Genomic DNA, 22,395 nt, shown 5'->3' on the forward strand with positions numbered 1-22,395 from the left:
CGCGAGGGCGGGGCGGTCAGAACGAGGCGCGCAGCGCGAGCCGCACGCTCCGCCCCGGCGCCGGGACCCCGAACGGGCGGTACCGGCTGAGCGGGTCCACGAACGTGGCGTCGGTCAGGTTGTCGACCGCGAGCGTCGGCGTGACGACCGCCCCGCCCACGGCGAACGACGCCGACGCGCTCGCCGACCACACGGTGTAGGCGTCGGTCGGGACCTCCTCGGGGAGGTCCGCGCGGCGCTGGGCGGCCACGAACGTCGGCCCGATCCGGGCCTCGACGTCGCGGGCCGGACCGAGCCGCCCCGCCCGGTACTCGACGGCCGTCTGGAGCCGGGCGGGGGGGACGAACGGGAGCGGCCGGTCGGCGTCCGTGTCCGTCCCCCGCGTCACGTCGCCGGCGAGGTGGACGCCCAGGCCGTGCAGCGCGTGCGGGTGCACGTCGAGCCGGGCCTCCGCGCCCACCAAGCGGGCGTCGGACTGGACGAAGTCGTAGACCTGGAACCCGCTCTCCGGGTCCACCCCGCCCGTCGCGCGCGGCGTGATGTAGCCGCCGATCGCGTTCACGAACCCGCTCACCTCGGCGTAGACGTGCGGCGTCAGGTAGCGGACGACGCCGTCGAGGGCCAGGCTGGTCTCGGGCGCGAGCGCCGCGTTGCCGCGCTCGAACCGGAGCGTCCCCTCGTGGACCCCGTTCCCGAACAGTTCCTGGAGGATCGGCGCCCGGAAGGCCCGGCCCAGGTTGGCAGCGACCGACAAGTCAGGCCGGAGCTGCCACGCCGCCCCGACCGCGCCCGTGAGCGCCGTGTACGTCCGCGTCTGGGCCTCGACGCCCAGCGTCCCGTTCGCCTCCACGTCCAGGTGGCGCGCGTCGAACCGCACCCCGGCGTCGAGCGTGAGCGGCCCGCTCACGACCTGCTCGGCGGCGTAGACCGCCCCGTTCAGCGTCGTCCCCCCCGGGATGAGCACCTCCTCGGCCAGCGTCTCGTTCCGCTGGAACATCCCGCTCACGCCGAGCACGCCGAACACCGGCCCGAGCGGGCGGTGGTGGAAGCGCGCGTCGGTCGTGACCGTGGTAAGGCGGAGCGAGAGGGTGGGGAGGTTTTCGGCCGCCCCGCCCCCGTGCTCCTCGTCGCCATGTTCGTCGCCTAGGTGGTCCTCGTCCTCGTGTTCCTCGAACTCGCGCCGCCGGTTCTGCTGGACGGCCGCGACCACGTCGAGGCGGTCGAGCCCGAGCGGGAGGTCGAGGCGAAGCGCGGCCCGGTCGTGGGCGACCGTCTGGCGCGGCATGTCGATGGTGAACCGCCCCGCCGGCGCCTCGGGCACGAGCCCGCCGTCCTCGAAGAGCCCCAGCGACTGGCGGAACGTCCCGGCCTCCGCCACGAGCCGCCCGCCCTCGCCCACGTGCGTGCCCACGCGGCCCGACAGCGTCTCGGTGTCGAGCGCCGTGTTGGGCACGAGCCCGGACGGCGTGCGCACGAGCCCCGCCCGGAGCGCCCCGCCGCGGACCTCGTAGCCCAGCCGGCCGCTCACGCCGCCCACGACCAGCGTCCCCTCGGTCTGCTGCGCGACCGTCGCGCCCGCCAGCGACGCCTCGCCGCCGAGCGGGGCGGTCCGCGCGAACAGGTCCGTGGGGACCGTCTGCACGACGCCGCCCAGCGCGTCCGACCCGTAGAGCAGCGACGCCGGCCCGCGGACGACCTCGATCCGGTCCACGTCGGCCGCGCCGACCTCCGGGGCGTGCTCGTCGCCCCAGCCCTGGCCCTCCTGCCGCACCCCGTCCTGGACGACGAGCACGCGCTGCGACGTGAGCCCGCGGATGACCGGCTTGGCGATGCCCGGCCCGGTCCGCAAGAGGCGGACGCCGGCGACCTCGTCGAGCGCGTCGAACGGCGTCGCCCCGCCCGCGCGGTCCAGCGCCTCCTCGTCCACGACGGCCACGGACTGCGGCGTCGAGAGCACGTCCGACGCCCGCGCCCGCGCCGTGACGGTCACGTCGGGCGCCTCGACGACCGACGGCGCGAGCGCCACGTCGAGCCCCGCCCCGCCCGCGCCGACGTCGACCGTCCGCGTCTCGCTCCGGTAGCCGACGAACGAGACGACGACGCGGGCTGAGCCGGCGGGGAGGGCGGAGAGGACGAATCGGCCGTCGGCGCCCGTCGACGCTCCGAGCGCGAGGGCGGGCACGGCGACCGTGGCGCCGGGGAGCGGGGCGCCGGTCTCGGCGTCCGTGACGCGGCCGGTGAGGGACTGAGAAAGCGCGGCGGGGGCGTAGAGCCCGAGCACGACGAGGGCGAGGAGCAGGGCGGTGTGGCGCATGGCGGAGTTGTCGCAGGGCCGCAGACGCGCGGCCGGAACCAGAGGCCGGGCACGCAGGCGCGCGCCGGACGGAGGCCTACGACGGACGCCGCGGGCCGGACCTACGCGGCCGGCGCCGGCGGTCCCCGGGCGGGCGTCGCCGCGCGCCGGTACACGGCCAGCGCCTCGCCGGCCGCCCGTTCCCGCTCCTCCACGGCCCGCTCCGCGACGGCCGCGCCCGGCGTCAGGACCGCGCCGGCGAACCCGGTGCACACGGCGCACGGAGCCTCGTGCGCCGCCCCGCCCGTGCAGGGCGTCGTCACGAGGTCCGCGTCGTCGTCGTGCGCCCCGTGCGCCAGGTGCTCCGCCTGCGACGCCGCCCACTCCAGCCCGTGGTGCACGAGGTGAACCGACACCGCGCCCACCCCGCCCAGCAGGGCGGCGAGCAGGACGAGGGCGCGGGCGGGGTGGGGCATCTCGCCTCCAACCTACGACCGGCGGGCGCCGCCCGAAACGTGCGGCGGCCCGCCCCAGGAGGAGCGGGCCGCCGGGTGGCCGAGGGCGGGGCGGCCTAGCGGACGACTGTGAGCCGCGCCGTGTGCGCCACCCCGCCCGCCGTCAGGCGGACGACGTAGGCGCCGGCCGGGAACGCCGCCGCGTCGAACGACGCCCGGTGCGAGCCGGCGCCGTACGCGCCTTCCGCGAGCACGGTCACCTCGCGCCCGAGCACGTCGTAGACCGCGAGCCGGACGTCGGCCTCAGCGTCGAGCCGGAACGCGACCGCGCCGGCCCCGCGCACCGGGTTCGGGCCGACTGCGAGCGCCGGTCCGACGTCGCCGGGTTCGGCGCGGAGCGCGGCGAGCTGCGCGCTCAGGTCCGCCTCCCCGCCCGCGCGCCGCGCGCCGGGGTCCGGGTCGAGCGGGCTGCCGGCGGGGAAGACGCCGAAGATGTTGTCGTCGCGGAAGTAGACGACCGAGTGGGCGACGCGGCCGAGCACGGACTGGACCGTCGCGCCGACGGCGACGTCGCCCTGAACGAACGCGATGGCGCCCGGGCCGTCGGGGATCGACCCCTCGGGGAAGTCCGCGCCGCCCTCCAGAATCACGACGTCCTCGAACGCGCCCAGCGTGACGCCGTCGAGCGGGACCGAGAGCGTGACGCGCTCCGAGAACGGGTTGAACGCGACGAAGTCGCACCCGCTCAGGTCCAGCGGCCCCGGGCCGGAGGCGTAGACCCGGACGTACTCGCCGCCGGAGAACGGCGAGGGCTCGCCGTCGGCGCTGAAGTCGATGACGTACCAGTCGCCCGGCTCGCACGACCGGGTCCCGAGCGACTCGACGTTGATCGTGATCGTGATCTCGGTGCACTCGAAGTCGTCGGCGTCGTCGCACGCCACGAGGGCGACGTCGTACGAGCCGCCCCCGGTGACGCCGAGGCCCGGCGCGATGGAGGCCCGGATCTGGCCGGTCGCCGGGTTGCCGGCGGTCGCGTCGAACGAGACGGTCCCGTCGAAGAACTCGAAGGCCCCGCCGCTCGACGGCTCGCCGAACGCGTCGAAGTCGGGCGAGGTGATCTCCGTCGTCTGGTCCGCCTCCGGGCTCAGGAACGAGAAGTCGATGACCAACTCGGTCCCGAACGCGAGGTCGAACGCGTCGCCGTCGGCGATGCCCTGGGCGATCGGCGGGACGTTCGTCTCGCTGTCGCTCGTGCTAAAGCACACGTCGCGGTCGTCGAGGTAGTCGACGCCGTCCGAGGCGCCGCCCGGACCGTCGTAGGCGTCGCCGGCCTGGTCGAACCGTCCGAGCGTGAAGAACGAGGCGCCGTCGCCCGCGTTCGCGCCGGCGATGGCCGCCGTCCCGCCGAACCCGTTCGAGCCGCCCGAGGCGCTGCCCGTCGTCCAGTTCATGTCGCCGTAGCTCAGGCACACGTTCCGCCCCGCCCCTACGAGCGGGTCGGCGCCGTCGGTGAGCACGAGCTGGAACGTGTTCCGCTTGTCGGTCTGGCGGTTGAAGTACCCGACGTCCTCCCAGACGACGGTAAACCGGCTGGGCTCGCTCTTGTAGTAGACGAGCCCGCTCCCGGTCCCCCGCGTGTCGACGTCGGCGAAGAACGGGGCGACGATGGGGGTGGCGGACGGGAACGCGAACGGGGTGAACGTCCCGAGCCGCTCGGTGAAGGTGACGTTCCCGTTGTTGTTGATGTAGACCTCGTCGTAGGTCGTCCCGTAAAGGTTGAACGCGAACGGGAGCGGGATGGCGTCGGTCGAGCCGTCGTCGTTGGCGGCGAGCGCGAGCGTGAACGTGTCGTCGCGGGGGACGAGCAGGTCGCCTGCCGCCGCGCTCGCCTGCCGCGCGGCGGCCGGAGCGGGGCGGGCCGGCGTGGCCGCTTCGTAGGCCGCCTTCTCGGCGGCCGTGTGGAGCGTGACCTGGGCGAGGGCGGGCGGGGCGGCGAGGAGCAGGCCGAACAGGGCCAGCGCGCCGGCGGTGCGGCGTAGCGAACGAGTCATCATGGGGCCAGGGGTAGGGGGAGAGAGGTGTGCTCTCTTACCTACGTGATCCCAATGACTTGCACGTCACGCGCGCGCAAGAAGCCGCCCCGCCCGTGGAGCGGGCGGGGCGGTTCGGGGCGATCCACGCCGGGAGTCGGACCTGCGTGCGCCGCCCCGCCCGCGCAACGCACGCGCCGAGGGCCGGCAGCTCCAGCCGCCCCGCCCCCGCTCTTCATCGACCGTGACGCCTGGGCGGGGCGGGACGCCCGTCAGGCGCCGTCGCCCTCGGGCGGGGCGATCTGGAACCCGATGGTCCGACCGCGGGGGTCCTCCTGCTTGAGCTGCTTCCGCATCCGCTCGTACTCGCGCTCGACCTCGGGCGTCACGCTCGGGCGCGTGTCGGCGAGGGCGGACTCGAAGTGGGCGGCCGAGACGGTCTCGGAGTCCAGGTTCTGGCGGAGCGCGAGCAGCCCGGCCTTGCGGACGAGGTTCTCGAGGTCGGCGCCCGAGAACCGCTCGGTCCGGCCCGCGATCGCGTCCAGGTCGACGTCGTCCGCGAGCGGCATGTCCTTCGTCTGGATGCCGAGGATCGTCCGCCGGCCCTCGGTGTCCGGGACCGGGACGTAGACGAGCTCGTCGAACCGGCCCGGCCGCAGCAGCGCCGGGTCGAGGAGCGTCGGCCGGTTCGTCGCGCCGATCACCACGACGCCCTGGAGCTCCTCCAGTCCGTCCATCTCGGCGAGGAGCGTGTTCACGACCCGCTCGGTCACGTTCGAGTCCCCAAACTGGCCGCCCCGCGCCGGCGCGAGCGCGTCGATCTCGTCGATGAAGATGACAGTCGGCGAGACCTGGCGAGCGCGCTTGAACAGCTTCGACACCTGTTTCTCGCTCTCGCCGACCCACTTCGACAGCAAGTCGCTCGACTTGGTGGCGACAAAGTTGGCCTCGGCCTCGCGGGCGACGGCCTTGGCGAGCAGCGTCTTGCCGTTGCCCGGAGGGCCGAACAGGAGGAACCCGCGGGCCTGGCGGATCCCCAGCCGCTCGAACGCCTCGGGGTGCTTCAGCGGGAGCTCGATGCCCTCCTGGAGCTGGCTCTTGGTCTCTTCGAGCCCGCCGATGTCGGCCCAGCCCACGTTGGGGACCTGGATCTGGATCTCACGCAGCGCCGACGGCTGGACGCGCCGGAGCGCGTCGCGGAAGTCGCCGTCGCGGACGACGAGCTCGTCCAGCACGTCGGCCGGGATCTCGTCCTCGTCCAGGTCGATGTCGGGCAGGATGCGGCGGAGCGCCGAGATGGCCGCCTCGCGGGCGAGCGCGCCCAGGTCGGCCCCGACGAACCCATAAGTCGTCCGCGCCAGCTCCTCCAGGTCGACGCCCTCGGCGAGCGGCATCCCGCGCGTGTGGATGCCGATGATCTCGCGCCGCCCCGCCGTGTCGGGCACGCCGATCACGATCTCGCGGTCGAACCGGCCGGGCCGCCGAAGCGCCTCGTCGATGGCGTCCGGCCGGTTCGTGGCGCCGATCACGACCACGTTGCCGCGTGCTTCCAGGCCGTCGAGCAGCGTCAGGAGCTGGGCGACCACGCGGCGCTCGGCCTCGCCGGTCTCGTCGCGGGCCGGCGCGATCGAGTCCAGCTCGTCGATGAAGATGATGGCCGGCGCGTTCTGGGACGCCTCCTCGAAGACCGACCGCAGCCGTTCCTCGGACTCGCCGTAGTAGCGGCCCATGATCTCCGGCCCGTTGATGACCGAAAAGTGGGCGTTCGTCTCGTTCGCGACCGCCCGCGCGAGCAGCGTCTTGCCCGTCCCCGGCGGCCCGTACAGGAGCACGCCCTTGGGCGGGTCGATGCCCAGCCGCGAAAAGAGCTCGGGGTGCTTCAGCGGGAGCTCGATCATCTCCCGGACCTGGTCGACCGTGTCGCCCAACCCGCCCACGTCGTCGTAGGTGATCCCGACCGGGGGCTCGCCGTCGGTCGGCTCCTGGTACTCCGGCAGCAGCGTGACGTCGGTCTGGTCGGTGATCTGGACGATGCCGCGCGGGTGCGCGCTGACCACAACGAGGCGGATCTCCTGGAGCCCGAACGGCTTCTGGCGCCCAAACACGCGCTGGAACACCTCGGGCGGCACGCCCGGCATGCCGTCCACGGGGACGGCCGTCGAGATCGTGTCGCCGGCCGTCATGGGGCGGCCGATGAGCGGGCGGAGGAGCGCCCCGCCCGGCCCGTTCAGCCGCATCTCGGGCTGCGCCGGCGCGAGCACGACCGACTGGGCGGGCGAGACCTCGGCCTGCGCCACCTCGACCGTGTCGCCCATGCCGATGCCGGCATTCGCGCGGAGGAGCCCGTCGAGGCGGATGATCGACAGCCCCACGTCGGCGGGGTAGGGCGGGACGGCGACGGCCGCCGTCGTCCGCTTGCCGGTCAGCGAGACGATGGCGCCGGGGCCGATGCCGAGCTCGGCGAACGCCTCCTGGCTGAGCCGGGCGATGCTCTTCCCGAAGTCGGGCTTTTGGGCGCCCGCCACCTGGAGGCGGACGGTGTCGGTAGGGGTTTGGACTTCGGCCATCGGTGTCGTCTGGGAGTGCGGCCGGTTCCACGAGGGCGCGCGTGCGAGGTTCACCGCCCGCCCCGCCCTCACCCAGCCTTCAGGCTCCGCCCGACTCCGCCGCCGCGAGGGCGGGGCGGAGGCACGGTCGTGCGGCCGGAACAGCGGAACGGGCCGCCCCGCCCTCATGACAGCGCAGGCGCCTACGCGGCCACCGCCGTCTCGATGGCCTCGGCCAGCGCGTCGACGGCGCCCAGGTCGCGGGGCCGCACGAGCCGCCCCGCCCGGACGCCTTGGAGGAGCCCCGCCACGCGCCCGACGAGCGGGGCGCCGGCCTGCGCCCCCAGAAAGCGCGGGGCGTAGACGTGGCCGAACACGTCGCCGAACGCCGCCCCGCCCGCGAGCGGGGTGAGCGCGACGCGCTCGCCCCAGCCGAGCGAGCAGACGAGCGCGAGCGGGGCGGCGCGCTCGGCCGGCGCGGCCCCGTGCCACACGCCCTTGTCAATCCCGTCCATGAACGGCTCGGTCTCGACGCCGAGCGCGCTGGCGGAGGCGCTCCACAGCTTCATCTGCGTAGGGCCGGGGAGGACTGCCGCCCCGCCCGCGTCCTCGTCCAAGGCCACGAGGTCGTCGGTGAGCAGCCGGTGGCCGCGGGCGACGAGGGCGGCCGCCGTCGTCGACTTGCCCGCGCCCTTATCGCCGACCAGGACGACCGCGCGGCCGCCCACGTCGACGGCGCTCCCGTGGAGCACGAGGCGCCCGCGCCGGTGGAGCAGGACACCCAGCCCCGGCCCGAGCACGCACTGCCGCGCAAACGCGTCGTCGGCCGTGTCGACCGTGATGTCGCTCGCGGTGATGCGGAGCCGCGTGTCGCGCCGCCAGACTATGGTGTCGGCATCGTCGCCGGGCCACCCCGCGATGCCGTAGGCGCTGGCCGGGCCGGGCGCATCGACCGGCCCGCGCCGCACGACGACCTCCGCCCCGCCCGCGCCAGAGGGCGGGGCGGGGCGGAGGCCGGGGAGCGGCAGGGCCGACCGGAGCCGGAGCCCGAAGACCGAGTACGACGCCGCCCCGCTCGACGGATCGGGCGGGGCGGCGCGTATGCGTGACTCGACGGGGGTCACGAGGTGGGGTCGAAGCCGCCATCGCCGCCGATGAGCTGGTCGAGCGTGCCCGCGCCGGGACCCGCCGTCAGGCTGGAGATCGAGCCGAACTCGGTGTAGACGGGGGTGGCGTACGGCTTGAGGGCCGCCGGCGCGTCCGTATCGGTCGAGGGAGAGAGGGTGTCAGGAGTCATGAGGGTGGAGGGGTGGTTAAAAGGAGCCCGCGGGCGCGGGCGGGGCGAGGAGAAGGGTCTCCTCTGGGACCGGCGACAGGCGCCCGGGGGCGGTCGCCGTCCACCGCGCGAACACCGTGGCCCGCCAGAGCGGGAGCACAAGGTTCAGGCGGAGGGTGGGGTCGCGCTCGGCCCGCTCGTAGGCGCGGCGGAGGGCGGGGAGGTCGAGGGCGTCGGCCGCCGCGGCGGCCCCGTCGTAGAGGACGCCGCGGACGAACGCGGCCTCGCGGACGAAAAAGGCGTCGACAAAGTTGGTGGCCAACCGGGCCTTGTCGGCTCGCTGAACGAGCGCCTCCGGCAGCCGGTCCGCCAGCGACCGCCGCAGGAACGACCGCGTCAGGCCGTCGCGGAGCCGCTGGGCCGAGGGGACGGCAAAGCACACCTCGACGAGGCGGCGGTCGAGGAACGGGAACCGCGGCTCGACTCCGGCCGCCGCCGCCGCCGCGTAGGCGACCTCGACGGCTCGCGGGATCCGCGGCGACGACAGCTCGGCCTGGTGCGAGGCCCGGACCGTCCGGTATGGGAGGTCCCGCTCGCCGCGGGAGGTCACGACGCCGCCCCGCCCGAAGTGCACGGCGGGCGGGGCGGGGCGGAGCGGGGCGACGAGCGGGGCGAGCACGTAGTCGCGCACGAGGTGGAGCGCCATGCGCCGCGGGCTCCTCGACCGCCGCGCGACGGCCCGCCCCTCGCGGAGGAGCGACGGCAGGCGGAGCCCGTAGGCCAGCTCGGTCATCCGCTGCTCGCCGTGGGCGACCACGTTGTCGCCGGCGAACCCGTCGAGGACGGCGCCGAGCCCCGCCCGCCCCGCCCGCTCGTAGAGGTGGCGCGTGAGGAACAGGTTGGGCGCCGGGAACGGCTCGCCGACCGCGGCGAGGTCGCGGTCGAGGTCGTCGAACATCGAAACCCCCTCGCCCTGGACCCGGTGCGGCACGAGGCCGCCGCCCTCGACCACGGCGTCGACATAGCGGCGCTCGTCGGCCGTCCGTTCGTCGTAGACGAGCGAGAACGTCGAGAGCGGCAGGGCGGGGCGGAGCGCCCGGACCGTCGCCACGATCGACGACGAGTCGAGGCCGCCGGAGAGCAGCGCGCCCGTGTCGCCGTCGAGGCGCGCGAGGACCGCGCGGTCGAACGCGTCGCGGAAGGCGCTCTCGACGACCGCGTCGTCGTCGGGGAGCCGGAGGGCGGCGTCGGGCGACCAGAACCGGCGCTCGCCCACCGCCGGCGAGCGCCCCGCCCCGCCCGGCGCGACCACGACGGCGGTCGCCGGCAGCACGCGCTCGACGGTCTCGACCAGCGTCCGCGTCGTGCGGTCGAGGGCGCCCGTGAGGAAGTCGGCCGCCGCCGCGCGGTCGACGCGGAACGGGACGAGCGACTGCACCGTGGGGAGGCTCGACCCGAACGCCCACGCGCTGCCGACGCGGGCGCGGTAGAGTGGGCGGAGGCCGGTCCCGTCGCGGGCCGCGTGCAGCCGCCCCGCCCGGCCGTCCCACAGCGCGAACGAGAACGGGCCGTCGAGGCGCTCCACGGCGTTCTCGCCCCACCGCTCGTAGGCGGCCAGGAGCAGGTCGGCGTCCGAGCCGGCCCGCGAAACGCCGAGCGCCCGCCGGAGGTCGTCGCGGTTGTCGAGCCGGAGGTCGGCGGCGACGGCGAGCGGGCCGCGCGTGGCGATGCGCGGCCCGTTCGGGCGCCCCGTGCGCTCGGCCCACAGGCGGGCCGCCCCGCCCGCCCACGCGTCCACGTCCGGCCCCGCCGAGCGGGGCGGGGCGGTCGGTCCGACGAGAGCGAGGAAGCCGGTCATAGGAGCATAGAGTACGGCACTGCGGGGCCGGGCAGCGCGCCAAGTCGTGCGGAACCTGGCGCATCTGACACGCGCGGGCGGCTCTTCCGCTGTGAGAAAAACCGTCGGGCGGGGCGGCGGAGGCCGTGCGCTGACGATGCCGCCGCCGCCCGAAGCCGCTTTGTCACCCGCAGAGGTGCGCCAGGCGCGACGGCCAGGGCGGTTGAACGGGGTCTCCTGCCGCTTCGGGGGCACCGGCGCCTTACTGTCAAAGACGGGAATCGAGCGGGCATCGAGTCACGCTGTGGTGCGCGAGCGGCGCCGGCCCGCTGCGTCCGCGGCGCACGGCCGGGGAGGGCAGGCCCTAGCGCCGCGTGCGGGATCGGCTGCCCCGCGCGTCCTCCGGCGGCCCGCGCGTAACCTCCGCCCCGCCCCGCCCCGCCCCGCCCCGCCCCGCCCCGCCTGTGCCCCCCGACCCCAGCTGGACCTCGCTCCTTCCCCCTCTCCTCGCCATCGGCCTCGCGATCGGCACGCGGCAGGTGTACCTCTCGCTCGGGGCCGGTGTCTGGCTCGGGTTCACGATCCTGGCCGATGGCGACCCGTTTGCCGGGTTGGGCGCGGCCATCGACGGGCTCGTCGGCGTGCTCGGCGACGCGGGCAACGCGCGCGTGCTCCTGTTCACGCTCGTCATCGGCGCGCTCATCGCGACCGTCGAGGCGTCGGGCGGGGTGGCCGGGTTCGTCGACTGGCTCGAGCGCCGCCGCCTCGTGACCGGGCCGCGCGGGGCGCGCGTACTCGCGTTCCTCGTGGGCGTCGTGATCTTTATCGAGTCGAACATCACCGTGCTCGTGGCCGGCGCCGTCTCGCGGCCCCTCTTCGACCGGCACCGGCGGAGCCGCGAGATGCTGGCCTACCTCATCGACTCGACGAGCGCGGCCGTGTGCGTCCTCATCCCGCTCAACGCCTGGGGCGCCTACGTCCTGTCGCTGCTGGCCGAGCAGGGCGTCGAGGACCCCGTCCGCCTGTTCGCCCTGTCGGTCCCGTACAACGTGTACGCATTCGCGGCCGTCGCGCTGGCCGCGTTCGTGGCCGTGACCGGGTGGGCCGTCGGGCCGATGCGGCGGGCCGAGGAGCGGGCCGCCGGCGGCGAGGTGTCGGCCCCGGGCGCCGCGCCCGACGTCGACGAGGAGGCGCTCGTGCCCGCGCCGATCGGGGCCGTCCCGCCCCGCCCGGTCAACATGGTCGTCCCCCTCGTGGTCCTGGTGCTGACGATGCCGCTCGGGCTGTTCGTCACGGGCCGTGCCGCCGTCGCCGCGGCCGTGGCCGAGGGCCGGCTGATGCCGGGCGAGGTGTCCGGGTTCGGGGTGATGCTGGAGGGCTCGGGCTCGACGAGCGTGCTGTGGGCCGTCCTCGCCGGGCTGGCCGTGGCGTGGGTCCTGCTCCTCCCGCAGCGCGCGCTGACCGTCGAGCAGCTCACGTCGGTCGGCCTGAAGGGGGCGGGCGGGATGGTCGGCATCGCGCTCGTGCTGCTCCTCGCGCTCGGGCTCGGCGGCGTCACGCGCGAGCTGGGCGCCGGCGTCTACGTCGCGGCCGGCGTCGCGCAGGCGGGCGTGGGGCCGGCGCTCCTGCTCCCGCTCGTGTTCCTCACCGGCGGCTTCGTCGCGTTCTCGACGGGGACGTCGTGGGGCACGTTCGCCATCATGATCCCGATCGCGGTCCCGGCCGCGGCGGCGCTCGGGCTCCCGCTGGCGCCGTTCCTCGCGGCCTCGCTGGCCGGCGGGATCTTCGGCGACCACGCCTCGCCCATCTCCGACACCACGATCGTCTCGTCGCTCGCGGCGGCGACGGACCACATCGCCCACGTGCGCACGCAGCTCCCGTACGCGCTCCTCGCGGGCACCGTGGCGGTCGCGGGGTTCGCCACCGTCGGGGCCTTTATGTAGGCCGAGCGTTGCCCTCTTCCGCCCCGCCCCGCCCGCGCGCTCGCCCGCCCCGCTCGAGCCGTTCGCCCGCCCCGCCCCGTGGGCGAGAGGATCGTATTCCTTGCGCCGCCCTGGGGGCTGCCCCTACCGCTGAGCGGAACGGGCGGGGTGGAGCGCCGGGTACAACCCCAACGGCTCTCTCTCTCTATCCCACGTTTCATGCGACGCTTCTACCTCGTCCTCCCCTTCCTCCTCGTCGGCTGCGCCTCGACGGCCACCGGCACGGCCGACGACGACTTCGACGCGTACGACACCGACCGCGACGGCTTCATCAGCGACGCCGAGTTCGGCGTCGGCTTCGGCGCCACGCCGTACTACAACGACTACGACCTCGACGGCGACGGCCGCCTCGACGAGAACGAGTTCGGCGCCGGCACGGCCGACTACGGCTACGACTACGGCACGTTCGACGCCGACCGCGACGGGTTCGTCACCGACGACGAGTACCGCACCGGCGTGTTCGGCACGTTCGACACCGACCGCGACGGGCGCCTGAGCAGCGACGAGTTCGGCGTCGGGTACGGCCCGTACGTCCGCCGCTAAGCCCCGCTCCGTCTGGCCCGGCCGCCCCGCCCCGCCCCCATGTCGGGGCGGGGCGGTCGTGCGTCGGAGCCGCTCGCGGGGGCGGGGTGGCCGTCCGTTCGCCCTACGCGGCGGCGCGCTCGGCCATGAGCCGCCCGCGGAGCGTGAGCAGGATCTTGCCGAGGATCTGCGAGATCCGCGCGTCGCTGACGCCGAGGACCTCGCCGACCTCGCGGAGGGTGAGGTCCTCGTGGTAGTACAGGGCGAGGATCGTCCGCTGGCGCTCGGGGAGCCGGGGGATCTCGCGCGCCAGCTGGGCCTGGAGCGAGCCCTGCTCGACGGCCTCGAACCCGGCCCCGGCGTCGGCGTCGGCGACGAGGTCGCCTAGCGCGGCCGCCTCGGGGTCGGCGCTGGCGGGGCGGTCGAGCGAGAGCGTGTACCGGAGCTGGGCTTCCGAGAGGAGCGCGTGGTAGTCGCGGACCGACAGCCCGACGGCCGCGGCCACGTCGTCGTCGCTGGGCTCGTGGCCGAGCGTCTGGCGGAGCGAGGAGGTCGCCCGGCGCACCTCGCCCATCCGCTTCCGCTTGGCGCTCGAGAGCACGTCGATGGCGCGGAGCGCGTCCACGACCGACCCCCGGACGCGGCGGTAGGCGTGCGTCGCGAACAGAACGCCGCGGTTGGGGTCGTACGAGTCGAGCGCCTGGAGCAGCCCTTCAATAGCCGACCCCTCCAGGTCCTCGGGCGACGTGAGCGGGTGGTCGGGCGCCCGGACCTTGCCCACGATCGAGTGGACGAGCGGGAGCGCGGCCAGCACGGCGGCCTCGCGGCGCCGCGGGGTCGGGTCGTCGAGGTAGCGGTCGACGGCGTCTTGGAGGTCGGGCGGGGCCATCAGGGGGCGGGGTCGGGCTCCGTCCGCGCGTGGCGCCGGGCGCGCTGGACCGCCGCGCCGACCGCGGTCAGCGCGAGGGCGCCCGCCCCGCCCACGCCGGCCGCCGTGACGACGGCGTGCTCGAGGCCGGCGCCGGCGAGGAGGTGGAGGAACAGGGCGGCCAGGGCGGCGGCGGCGCTGAGCCGTACGGCGAACGCGGGCATGGGCGGGGCGGGTGAGTCCGTGGGGCGGGGTGGTGTCCGGGCGGAGTTGGGGCGGGCGCTGTAGTCGGCGGGAGAGTCCCGCCGGATGGACGGACCCACTGGCCCACCGACTCACTGACCTACTGGCGTTAGAGGACGGCGGGGGCGCCGGCCCAGGCCGCCGGGCCGCGGGCGGCGGCGGCGGCGAGGGCGTCGAAGGCGAGGCGCGTGGCGCCGGGCTCGTGCACGGCTGGCCGCTGGCGCTGCACCGACCGCCTCACGGCGACGGCGTAGGGGACCCAGCCGAGGTAGGCCGGGGCGACGCCGAGGAACGGCCGCGTCACGGCCGCGAACCGGGCCGCCACGTTTTCCGCCTCGGACTCGGTATCGGCGAAGTTGACGGCCGCCCCAAGCGGAAAGTCCGGGTCCGCCGACCACACCAGCTTGGCCAGCCCGTAGGCGTCGGCGACGGCCGTCGGTTCGCCGACGAGGACGAGGAGCCCGGCGCCGGCCCGGTCGAGCGCCCACCGCACGGCGGGGCCAGTCCCGGCCGGGGCGTCGATGAGGACGACGTCGTGGTCGCCGCACAGGGCGTCGAGCCCGATGTCGAGCGCGTCGTAGAGCGCCGGCTCGTGGCCGTCGGCCTCGCCCGGCGTGCGGACGGCCTGGAACAGCGTGAGCCCCGAGTCCGTGGTCCAGAGCGCGTCGGCGGGCTCGGCCCGGCCCACGGCCACGTCGAGCGCCGTCACGGGCGGGGCCTCGTTGAGGAGGACGGGGCAGGCGCTCTGGCCGAAGTCGGCGTCGACGAGCGCGGTCCGGCGGCCGGCGGCGGCGAACGTCTCGGCGAGGTTGACCGAGAGCACGCTCTTGCCGACGCCGCCCTTGCCGCTGACGACGGCGAGCGTGAGGGGGGAAGTCATGGGCGGGGTGGGGAAGGTCAGGCGTGGGGGCGGTCAGGCGTGGAGGCGGTGGGCGTAGCGCTCGGCGAACCACGTGGGGGAGTACGAGATGAGGGACTCGTCCAGGCGCGGGCCGGTCGTGGCGAACCCGACCGGGCGCCCGAACGCGAGCAGCCACTCGGCGAGGCGGCCCCAGTCGCCGGCCTCGTCGAGCCGCGTGAGCACGCCGAGCGTGGGCTGGAGCGGGAGCGTGTCGAGCCGGCTCAGGTCGAGGGGCGGCCGGGCGCGCGCGGCGTCGAGCGCGAGGACGACGTCGAACGCCGTGAGCGGGGCGAGCACCTCGGCCAGCCCGTGCAGCGCCCGCCGCGCGGCGGCGTCGTCGGCCGGGAGCGCCGGGGTGTCGACGAGGAGCGCGTCGGTCTCGTGGAACTGTTCGAGGGCCTCGCGGACCTCGTCGGCCGTCCGCGCGGCGCGCGTGCGGATCCCGAGGGCGCGGAACTCGGCCCCGGGGTCGCCGGACGTGCCCTCGGGCACGACGGTGAGGACGCCCACCTCGCGGCGCCCGTAGAACTGGGGGTCCGTCGCTAGCCGCTTGAGGAACGACGTCTTGCCCGCCCCGCCCGGGCCGATGGCGACGAGCGTGTCGGCCGCGTAGCGCCGGGGCGTCGTCGGGCGGAGCCGGTCGCGGAGCGTCTGCGCGACCGACCACAAGAGCGTCTGGTGGTCGTCCATGCCCAGGTGGTCCGGGTCCGGGCTGCCCTCGACGGCCCCGTTGAGGAGGTCGGTCGCCGTGGCCGGCGCCAGGCCGGAGCGGAGGAGGCGGCCGTAGAGCGGGTGGGCCGCCCACGTCTGCGATCCGCCGAGGAGCGCGTTGCCCAGTCGGTGTTCGAGCCGGTCGAGCCGGCCGGCCAGCTCGCCCAGCCCGGCGAGCCGGGCGTCCAGCCGCTCCAGGCGGTCGAGGACTTCGGGCGCCGGCGCGGCGCCGGGCGGGCGGGGCGGCGGCGCCACGGCGGGCGGGGCGGTAAAGAGCGGGCGCGGCGCCGCCGTCCGCGCGGGCGCCCGCGCAGCGGCGTACCCGAACCCGAGCGGTTCGCCCGCCCCGCCCGCGAGCGCCGGGCGCGTACCCGCCCCGCCCGCGTCGTCGGCGAGCGTGTCCGCCCCGCCCGCGGCGACCGGCCGGGGCGCGGCCGGGGCGGCGTCGAGCGCGACCGTGATCTGGGCGGGGCGGCCGTCGGCGGCGGCGACCGATTCGAGGAGCACGACGCCGTCGCCGAGCGTAGCCCGGGCCTCGGCGAGGGCGGTCTGAATGCTGGAGCCGGGGATCGTCTTGATCTGCATGGGCGGGGCGGCCGGGGCGGGGCGGCGCTAGGGGATCGAGAGGTGGTCCACGACGTCGAGCGCGGCGTCGGCGGTGAGGTCGTTGTAGGAGAGCACGGCGAGCTCGCCCTCGACGCCGGCGAGAAACGCGGCGACGGTGCTGCGGAGCACGGGCGAGGTGAGGAGGACCGGCGGGTGACCGTCGACGAGGAGCCGCCCCGCCGCGGCCTCGGCCGCTTCGAGGAGCGCCTGCGCCCGCTCCGGGGCCAGCCCGAGCGTGCTCGCGTTGAGCGCGCCGGCCTCGGCCCGCTCGAGCAGGTGCTGCTCCAAGACCGGGTCGAGGACCACGAGGTGGACGTGCCCGTCGGGGCCGGCAAACTGGCGCGTGATCGTCGCCGCGAGCGCGGCGCGGGCGTACTCGACCAGCACCTCGACGTTCTTCGTCCGCGGGGCGTGGTCGGCGAGGGCTTCGAGGATCGTGACGAGGTCGCGGATCGGGACGCGCTCGCGCAGCAGCCCCTTGAGCACCTTCTGGATGTCGCCGATCGAGAGGAGGGCCGGCGTGAGCTCGCCGACGAGGGCCGGGGCCGTCTCCTTCACCTTGTCGACGAGCGCGCTCACCTCCTGGCGGTCGAGGAGGCGGTGGGCGTGCGTGCGGAGGACTTCGAGGAGGTGCGTCGTGACGACGGCCGGGGCCTCGACGGCCGTGAGCCCCTGGCGCTCGGCGTCGGGGAGCGCCCGCTCCGGCACCCAGACGGCCGGGAGCCCGAAGGTGGGGTCCTCGGTCTTGAGCCCCGGCGCCGACCCGTCGAAGCCTTCGGGGAGCAGGGCCAGGCCGTAGCCCGGCATCACCTCGCCCTCGCCGACCGGGTTGCCGCGGAGCTTGACGGCGTAGGCATTCGCCCCGAGCGCCACGTTGTCGCGGATGCGGACGGGCGGGATCACGAGCCCGAGCTCGACGGCCAGCTGCTGCCGGAGCCGCTTGACGCGGTCGAGGAGGTCGCCGCCCTGGGCCGGGTCGACGAGCGGGATGAGCCCGTAGCCGACCTCGAGCTCGAGCGGGTCGACGAGGAGGAAGTCGGCCGGCTCGGGCTCGGGCTCGGCCTCGGGCGGGGCGGGGCGGGCGGCCTCGGCGTCGGCCGCGCGGTCGGCCACGAGCCGGCTCCGCCCGAGCGCGATGGCCCCGATGCCGAGCGCCCAGAACGGGACGATCGGGAGCCCCGGCATGAGCCCGAGCAGGAGCATGAACCCGCCGGTCACCAAGAGGGGCACGGCCGCGGCCAGGAGCTGCGTCTGGACCTCACCCGCGATGTTGCCCTCGCCCGAGGCCCGGCTCACGATGAGCCCGGCGGCCGTCGAGATGAGGAGGGCCGGGATCTGGCTCACCAAGCCGTCGCCGATCGAGAGGAGCGTGAACGTGCTGGCCGCCTCCGCCATCGTCATCCCGTGCTGCGTGGCCCCGATGACGAGCCCGCCGACGATGTTGACGGCCGTGATGATGAGGCCGGCCACGGCGTCGCCGCGGACGAACTTCGAGGCGCCGTCCATGGCCCCGTAGAAGTCGGCCTCGCGCGACACGTCGGACCGGCGCTGGCGGGCCTCGTCCTCGTCGATGAGCCCGGCCCCCAGATCGGCGTCGATCGCCATCTGCTTGCCCGGGAGCGCGTCGAGCGTGAACCGCGCGCCGACCTCGGCGATCCGCCCCGACCCCTTCGTGATGACCACGAAGTTGATCAGGACGAGGACGAGGAACACGATGGCGCCGACGACGAAGTTGCCGGCCACGACGAAGCTCCCGAACGCCTCGATCAGCGCGCCGGCCTTGGCCTCGCCCAGGATCAGCCGCGTCGACGCCACGTTCAGCGAGAGCCGAAAGAGCGTCGTGATGAGGAGGAGCCCGGGGAAAATGGCGAAGTCGAGCGGCCGGCGGGCGTAGAACGCCGTCAGCAGCACGCCCAGGCTGACGGCGATGTTCGTCGTCAGCAGGAGGTCGAGGAGGAACCCGGGGAGGGGCACCACCATGACGAGCAGGATGAGGACGAGGCCCGACGCCGCGACGGCCTCGGTGCCCACGCGGGCGCCGGGCGGGGTGGCGGGCGGGGCGGTGGCGGTCGGCATCTAGGCGGCGCGGCGGCGGTAGACCTCGGCGAGCACGGCGGCGACGGCGGCGTAGAGCGATTCGTCGATGGGCGCGCCCTCGTCGACCGTGGCGTGGAGCGCGCGGGCGAGCGGGCGGTCCTCGACGGTCGGCACACCGAGCTCGGCGGCCAGCCCCTTGATGGCGAGCGCCCGCTTGCGGACGCCCTTGCAGAGCACGACCGGGGCGCCGCCGGCGGCCGGGTCGAACCGGAGCGCGACGGCGTAGTGCGTCGGGTTGGTGACGACGACGTCGGCCTGCATGACGGCGTGGTCGAGGCGGGGCCGCGTGGCGAGCTCGCGGGCGCGCTGGCGGCGCTTGCCCTTGAGGTGGGGGTCGCCCTCCTGCTCTTTCCCCTCGTCCTTGACCTCCTTGTCGGTCATCTTGAGGTCGGACGTCCACTTGTGCTTCTCGAAGGCATAGTCGACGGCGGCGAGCAGGAGGAGCGCGAGGAGCACGGGCGCGCCGAGGTCGACGACCCAGGTCCCGGTGACCGCGGCGATGGCGTCGACGGGGAGCGTCGAGAGCCCGAGCATCTCGTCGGCCCGGTCGCGGAGCACGCCGTAGGCGATGGGGCCGACGACGGCGACCTTCGTGAGCGCCTTGCCGGCCTCGAACACGCCCTTGGTCGAGAACAGCCGCTTGAGGCCCTCCAGCGGCGACACGCGGCTGCCCTTGGGAGTGAGCGGCTTGGCCGTCACGTTCCACCCGGTCTGGGCCACGCTCGCCGCCGCGCCCGCCGCCATGACGACGGCGAAAAAGGGGAGCAGGAGCCCGAGCACCGGGACGCCGACACCCGCGAACAGGCTGGGCATGCTGTCCACGTCGAGCGGCGTGGAGGCGGCGCCGAGGAAGAGCCGGGCCGAGAGCTCGCGGAGCGTCGCAAAGGCGGCCGGCGCGCCGAACACGAGGGCCGCCCCGCCCGCGCCCAGGACGCCGACCGAGATGAGCTCCTTCGACTTGAACACGTTCCCGTCCTCCCGGGCCTTGCGGAGGCGCGAGGGGGACGGGTCGTGGACCTTTTCTTGTCGGTCGGGCTTGTCGCTCACGGCGGGGGGTGGGGAACACCCTGCTCGCTAGCGAACGGCGGGCCGCGCGCGCACGACGCCCCTGCGGCGGCTCCTGGCGTCGGGCGGGGAAAGGGCGTCCGCGGGCGGGGCGGAAAGGGTTTCCGAGGGCGGGGCGGCGCCGCCCCGCCCAGGCACGCGCCGGCCGCTCGGGCGGCGCCGACTGGTCCCGCGGCGCGCGTCTCCGCCGGCGAGGCCGCCCCGCCCTGGTGTCAGGTTGGAGAGGCCCGGTGCTCCCCGCCCCGCCCGTTGGGTCCGCCCCGCCCGGATTCCTCGTGTGCCCGCCCCGCCCCTACCCGCCCAGCAGTTCGGCCACGGCGATAAAGCGCGGCACGTAGGCCTGCGTCTCGGCCGGGAGCGCGGCGTGGAGGTCCCAGAACGTCGGGTCGTCGCCCGTCTCCTCGCGGTGCTCGTCCACGAGTCGCTCGACGCGGCCGACGCCGCAGTTGTAGGCGGCCAGCGCGAGCTGCCAGTCGCCGTCGAACCGGCGCCCGAGCCACTGGAGGTAGCGGGCGGCGGCGGCCGTCGACGCCGCGGGGTCCGCGACGCTCAGCGAGTCGAGCCCGTACTCGGCGGCCGTCTCGGGCATGAACTGCCACAGGCCGCGCGCGCCGGCCCAGCTCTCGGCCTGGGGGTTCAAGCCGCTCTCGATGACGGCCACGAATTTGAGGTCGGTCGGGAGGTCGCGGCGGCGGAGCGCCCGCTCGACGGACGGGAACAGGCGGCGCATCTGGCGGCGGAGCCCGGCGAACCGGCGGGCGACCGCTCGCTGGTCGGCCACGAGCTGGTCGGCCTCGGCGGGGTAGAACAGGTACGCCGGTCCGGCCGCGCGCTCGGCCTCGGCGGCCTCGCGGCGGGCGGCCTCGGCCGCCGCCGCCGTCTCGGCGGCCACGACCGCCGGGTCGCGGAGCGGCGGCCCCTCGTCGCTGAGGAGCGCCGCGAACGACCGGCCGCGGAGCGCGGCCAGCTCGTCGGGCGCGAGCGGGAGGGCGTGCGACGCGCCGTGGTGGGCCTCGTAGACGGCCTGCGCGCGCAGGACGAGGTCGCGGACCGGCCCGTCGCCGCGGAGGGCGGGGGCGTCGGCGAGGGCGCGGGCCTGGCGGAAGGCGGCCTCGCCGAGCGCCGCCTGGCGCTCGGGGTCGGCCTCGGACTCGGCGGCGCCGACGGCGCGGCGGGCCTCGACCACGCGGCGCGCCCAGTCGAGCGGGCTGACCTCGGACGAGTCGGCCGGCGTCGCGGGCGGGGCGGCGGCGGCGGGCGGGGCGGCGGCGAGGAGCAGGGCGGCGAGCGCGAGGGTGGGGCGGAGCCTGGGGGAGCGCAGCGCGGCGTAGGGCGCGCGGCCGGCGGTCGTCGTCGTCATCGGGCGGGGTGTGGTGGGGCCGGCGGCGGGCGGCCCCGGGACCGCTCGGGTCTCGGGCCTCCGGCGCCGGCGTCTGCAGGGTCCGATCTTTGCTCGGGACCCCGACGGCCCTTCCAAGGTAGGGGAGGGCGCCGCCCCGAGGGGCGATCTTCCGCCCCGCCCCCCGAGCGCGACGCGCCCATGCCCGATCCCGAGGCCCTCAAGATCCTGTTCGTCGACGACGAGCCGGACCTCGTCCCCCTCATCCGTCAGAAGTTCCGGTCGCAGGTCCGGTCGGGGGAGCTCGCGCTCGTGTTCGCGGCCGACGGCGTCGAGGCGCTCGACCAACTCGAGGCCGATCCCGACATCGACATTGTGGTTACGGACATCAACATGCCGCGGATGGACGGGCTCACGCTGCTGGGGCGGCTGGGCGAGCTCGGCCGGCCGACGAAGGCGGTCGTGGTGACGGCCTACGGCGACATGGAGAACATCCGCACGGCCATGAACCGCGGGGCCTTCGACTTCCTCACGAAGCCGATCGACATGGCCGACCTCGACGTCACGCTGGGCCAGGCGCGCGGGGCCGTCGAGCGCGAGCGCGAGGCCGAGCGCGTGCGCCGAACGATCACGCGGTACCTGTCGGACAAGATCGCGAACGCCGTCCTCTCGAACCCCGACGCTGTCCAGGCAAGCGAGCGCCGCGAGGTGTCGGTGCTCATGAGCGACATCGCCGGGTTCAGCCAGGTCGCCGAGCGGCTCGAGCCCGAGCGCGTGGTCGAGCTCCTCAACGTGTACCTCGGGGCCATGACCGAGGTCGTCGACGAGCACGACGGGGCCATCGACGAGTTTATCGGCGACGCGGTCCTGGCGATCTTCGGCGCCCCGCTCGAGATGGCCGACCACGCCGCGCGCGCCGTGGCCTGCGCGGTCGCCATGCAGGCCCGCATGGGCGACGTCAACGCCGATCTCGCCGAGCGCGGCCTCCCCGCCCTCGAAATGACGGCGGCCGTGAACTCGGGCGAGGTCGTCGTGGGCACGATCGGGTCCGAGACGCGGGCGAAGTACGGGGTCGTCGGGAGCCCGGTCAACCTCACGGCGCGGATCCAGTCGCTGGCGGTCCCCGGCGAGGTCCTCATCTCGGACGCGACGTACGCCGCCGCGGGCGGGGCGGACGGGCCGCTCCGGCTGGACGGGACGCGCCGCGTGTCGCTGAAGGGGTTCGCCGAGCCCGTGGCCGTCCACAGCGTCGCGGCCGTCGAGGGCGCCGGCGCCGTGCCCGCCGACGAGTCCTCGCTCCGCGACCTCGCCGACCCGCTCCCGTTCCGGCTCGCCACGCTCGACGGGAAGAGGCTGGCCGCCGACGCCCACGACGGCGCGCTCGTGGCGCTGGCCGAGACCGGCGCGCGAGCGCGCGTGGCGGCCCAGGCCGAGGTCGAGCCGCGGACCGACGTGTGCCTCTCGCTCGACCTCCCGGGGGGCACCGTCGACGTCTACGCCAAAGTGACCGAGGTCGAGGACGTCGGCGACGGGCAGGCCCTTGGGCTCCGGTTCTCGTCGGTCCCGCCCGAGGCGGCCGAGGCGTTCGCCGCGCGCTCCTAACGGCCCGCGCCCCGCACGGATC

The 22,395-nt window shown here is 75.6% G+C and carries 17 protein-coding genes; 3 read left to right on the forward strand and 14 right to left on the reverse strand.

Going from position 1 to position 22,395, the window contains the following annotated elements:
- Positions 1-16: 16 nt before the first annotated feature.
- The 7 genes from RQM47_RS04830 to RQM47_RS04860 all read right to left on the reverse strand — a co-directional run bounded on the left by RQM47_RS04830 (position 17) and on the right by RQM47_RS04860 (position 10,458).
- The gene (locus tag RQM47_RS04830) at positions 17-2,314 is read right to left on the reverse strand and encodes a TonB-dependent receptor (protein WP_311662709.1); all 2,298 of its coding nucleotides are present in this window, start codon (positions 2,312-2,314) and stop codon (positions 17-19) included.
- A gap of 101 nt (positions 2,315-2,415) precedes the next feature.
- A complete protein-coding gene (locus RQM47_RS04835) occupies positions 2,416-2,769 on the reverse strand; it encodes a hypothetical protein (protein ID WP_311662710.1) in 354 nt (117 codons plus the stop codon).
- 95 nt (positions 2,770-2,864) lie between these two features.
- Positions 2,865-4,802, reverse strand: coding sequence for a nidogen-like domain-containing protein (locus RQM47_RS04840; RefSeq protein WP_311662711.1), 1,938 nt, complete (start codon positions 4,800-4,802; stop codon positions 2,865-2,867).
- A 248-nt stretch (positions 4,803-5,050) separates the two neighbouring features.
- Positions 5,051-7,345 carry a CDC48 family AAA ATPase gene (locus RQM47_RS04845; protein ID WP_311662712.1) on the reverse strand — a complete coding sequence of 765 codons (2,295 nt, stop codon included), beginning with the start codon at positions 7,343-7,345 and terminating at the stop codon, positions 5,051-5,053.
- Between the two features lie 182 nt (positions 7,346-7,527).
- Positions 7,528-8,448 carry a hypothetical protein gene (locus RQM47_RS04850; RefSeq protein ID WP_311662713.1) on the reverse strand — a complete coding sequence of 307 codons (921 nt, stop codon included), beginning with the start codon at positions 8,446-8,448 and terminating at the stop codon, positions 7,528-7,530.
- Entirely contained in the window at positions 8,445-8,621 is a 177-nt protein-coding gene (locus tag RQM47_RS04855) for a hypothetical protein (RefSeq protein WP_311662714.1), read from the reverse strand. Before RQM47_RS04855 ends, RQM47_RS04850 begins: the two co-directional genes overlap by 4 nt.
- Before the next feature lie 16 nt (positions 8,622-8,637).
- Positions 8,638-10,458 carry an asparagine synthetase B family protein gene (locus RQM47_RS04860; protein WP_311662715.1) on the reverse strand — a complete coding sequence of 607 codons (1,821 nt, stop codon included), beginning with the start codon at positions 10,456-10,458 and terminating at the stop codon, positions 8,638-8,640.
- A gap of 443 nt (positions 10,459-10,901) precedes the next feature.
- On the opposite strand from RQM47_RS04860, the gene RQM47_RS04865 reads away from it, so the two are divergent.
- Positions 10,902-12,380 carry a Na+/H+ antiporter NhaC family protein gene (locus RQM47_RS04865; RefSeq protein WP_314007649.1) on the forward strand — a complete coding sequence of 493 codons (1,479 nt, stop codon included), beginning with the start codon at positions 10,902-10,904 and terminating at the stop codon, positions 12,378-12,380.
- Positions 12,381-12,578: 198 nt separating this feature from the next.
- On the forward strand, positions 12,579-12,962 hold the full coding sequence (locus RQM47_RS04870; protein ID WP_311662717.1) for a hypothetical protein: 384 nt from the start codon (positions 12,579-12,581) through the stop codon (positions 12,960-12,962).
- A gap of 103 nt (positions 12,963-13,065) precedes the next feature.
- Here RQM47_RS04870 and RQM47_RS04875 read toward each other — a convergent pair whose 3' ends face one another.
- The 7 genes from RQM47_RS04875 to RQM47_RS04905 all read right to left on the reverse strand — a co-directional run bounded on the left by RQM47_RS04875 (position 13,066) and on the right by RQM47_RS04905 (position 20,792).
- On the reverse strand, positions 13,066-13,830 hold the full coding sequence (locus RQM47_RS04875) for a sigma-70 family RNA polymerase sigma factor (RefSeq protein ID WP_311662718.1): 765 nt from the start codon (positions 13,828-13,830) through the stop codon (positions 13,066-13,068).
- A complete protein-coding gene (locus RQM47_RS04880) occupies positions 13,830-14,033 on the reverse strand; it encodes a hypothetical protein (RefSeq protein ID WP_311662719.1) in 204 nt (67 codons plus the stop codon). The genes RQM47_RS04875 and RQM47_RS04880 overlap by 1 nt, the downstream gene beginning before the upstream one ends.
- 128 nt (positions 14,034-14,161) lie before the next feature.
- Complete coding sequence (locus RQM47_RS04885; protein WP_311662720.1) at positions 14,162-14,932, reverse strand: P-loop NTPase; 771 nt, start codon at positions 14,930-14,932, stop codon at positions 14,162-14,164.
- A gap of 33 nt (positions 14,933-14,965) precedes the next feature.
- Positions 14,966-16,249, reverse strand: coding sequence for a hypothetical protein (locus tag RQM47_RS04890; RefSeq protein ID WP_311662721.1), 1,284 nt, complete (start codon positions 16,247-16,249; stop codon positions 14,966-14,968).
- A gap of 27 nt (positions 16,250-16,276) precedes the next feature.
- Positions 16,277-18,346 (reverse strand): flagellar biosynthesis protein FlhA, encoded by a 2,070-nt coding sequence (gene flhA / locus RQM47_RS04895; protein ID WP_314007651.1) that lies wholly within the window; start codon positions 18,344-18,346, stop codon positions 16,277-16,279.
- Positions 18,347-19,414 carry an EscU/YscU/HrcU family type III secretion system export apparatus switch protein gene (locus tag RQM47_RS04900; RefSeq protein ID WP_314007653.1) on the reverse strand — a complete coding sequence of 356 codons (1,068 nt, stop codon included), beginning with the start codon at positions 19,412-19,414 and terminating at the stop codon, positions 18,347-18,349.
- A gap of 310 nt (positions 19,415-19,724) precedes the next feature.
- Positions 19,725-20,792 carry a lytic transglycosylase domain-containing protein gene (locus tag RQM47_RS04905; protein ID WP_314007656.1) on the reverse strand — a complete coding sequence of 356 codons (1,068 nt, stop codon included), beginning with the start codon at positions 20,790-20,792 and terminating at the stop codon, positions 19,725-19,727.
- 180 nt (positions 20,793-20,972) lie between these two features.
- On the opposite strand from RQM47_RS04905, the gene RQM47_RS04910 reads away from it, so the two are divergent.
- The gene (locus tag RQM47_RS04910) at positions 20,973-22,373 is read left to right on the forward strand and encodes an adenylate/guanylate cyclase domain-containing protein (protein ID WP_311662725.1); all 1,401 of its coding nucleotides are present in this window, start codon (positions 20,973-20,975) and stop codon (positions 22,371-22,373) included.
- Positions 22,374-22,395 lie beyond the last annotated feature (22 nt).

The organism is Rubrivirga sp. S365 (assembly GCF_032248475.1).
Lineage (GTDB): Bacteria > Bacteroidota > Rhodothermia > Rhodothermales > Rubricoccaceae > Rubrivirga > Rubrivirga litoralis.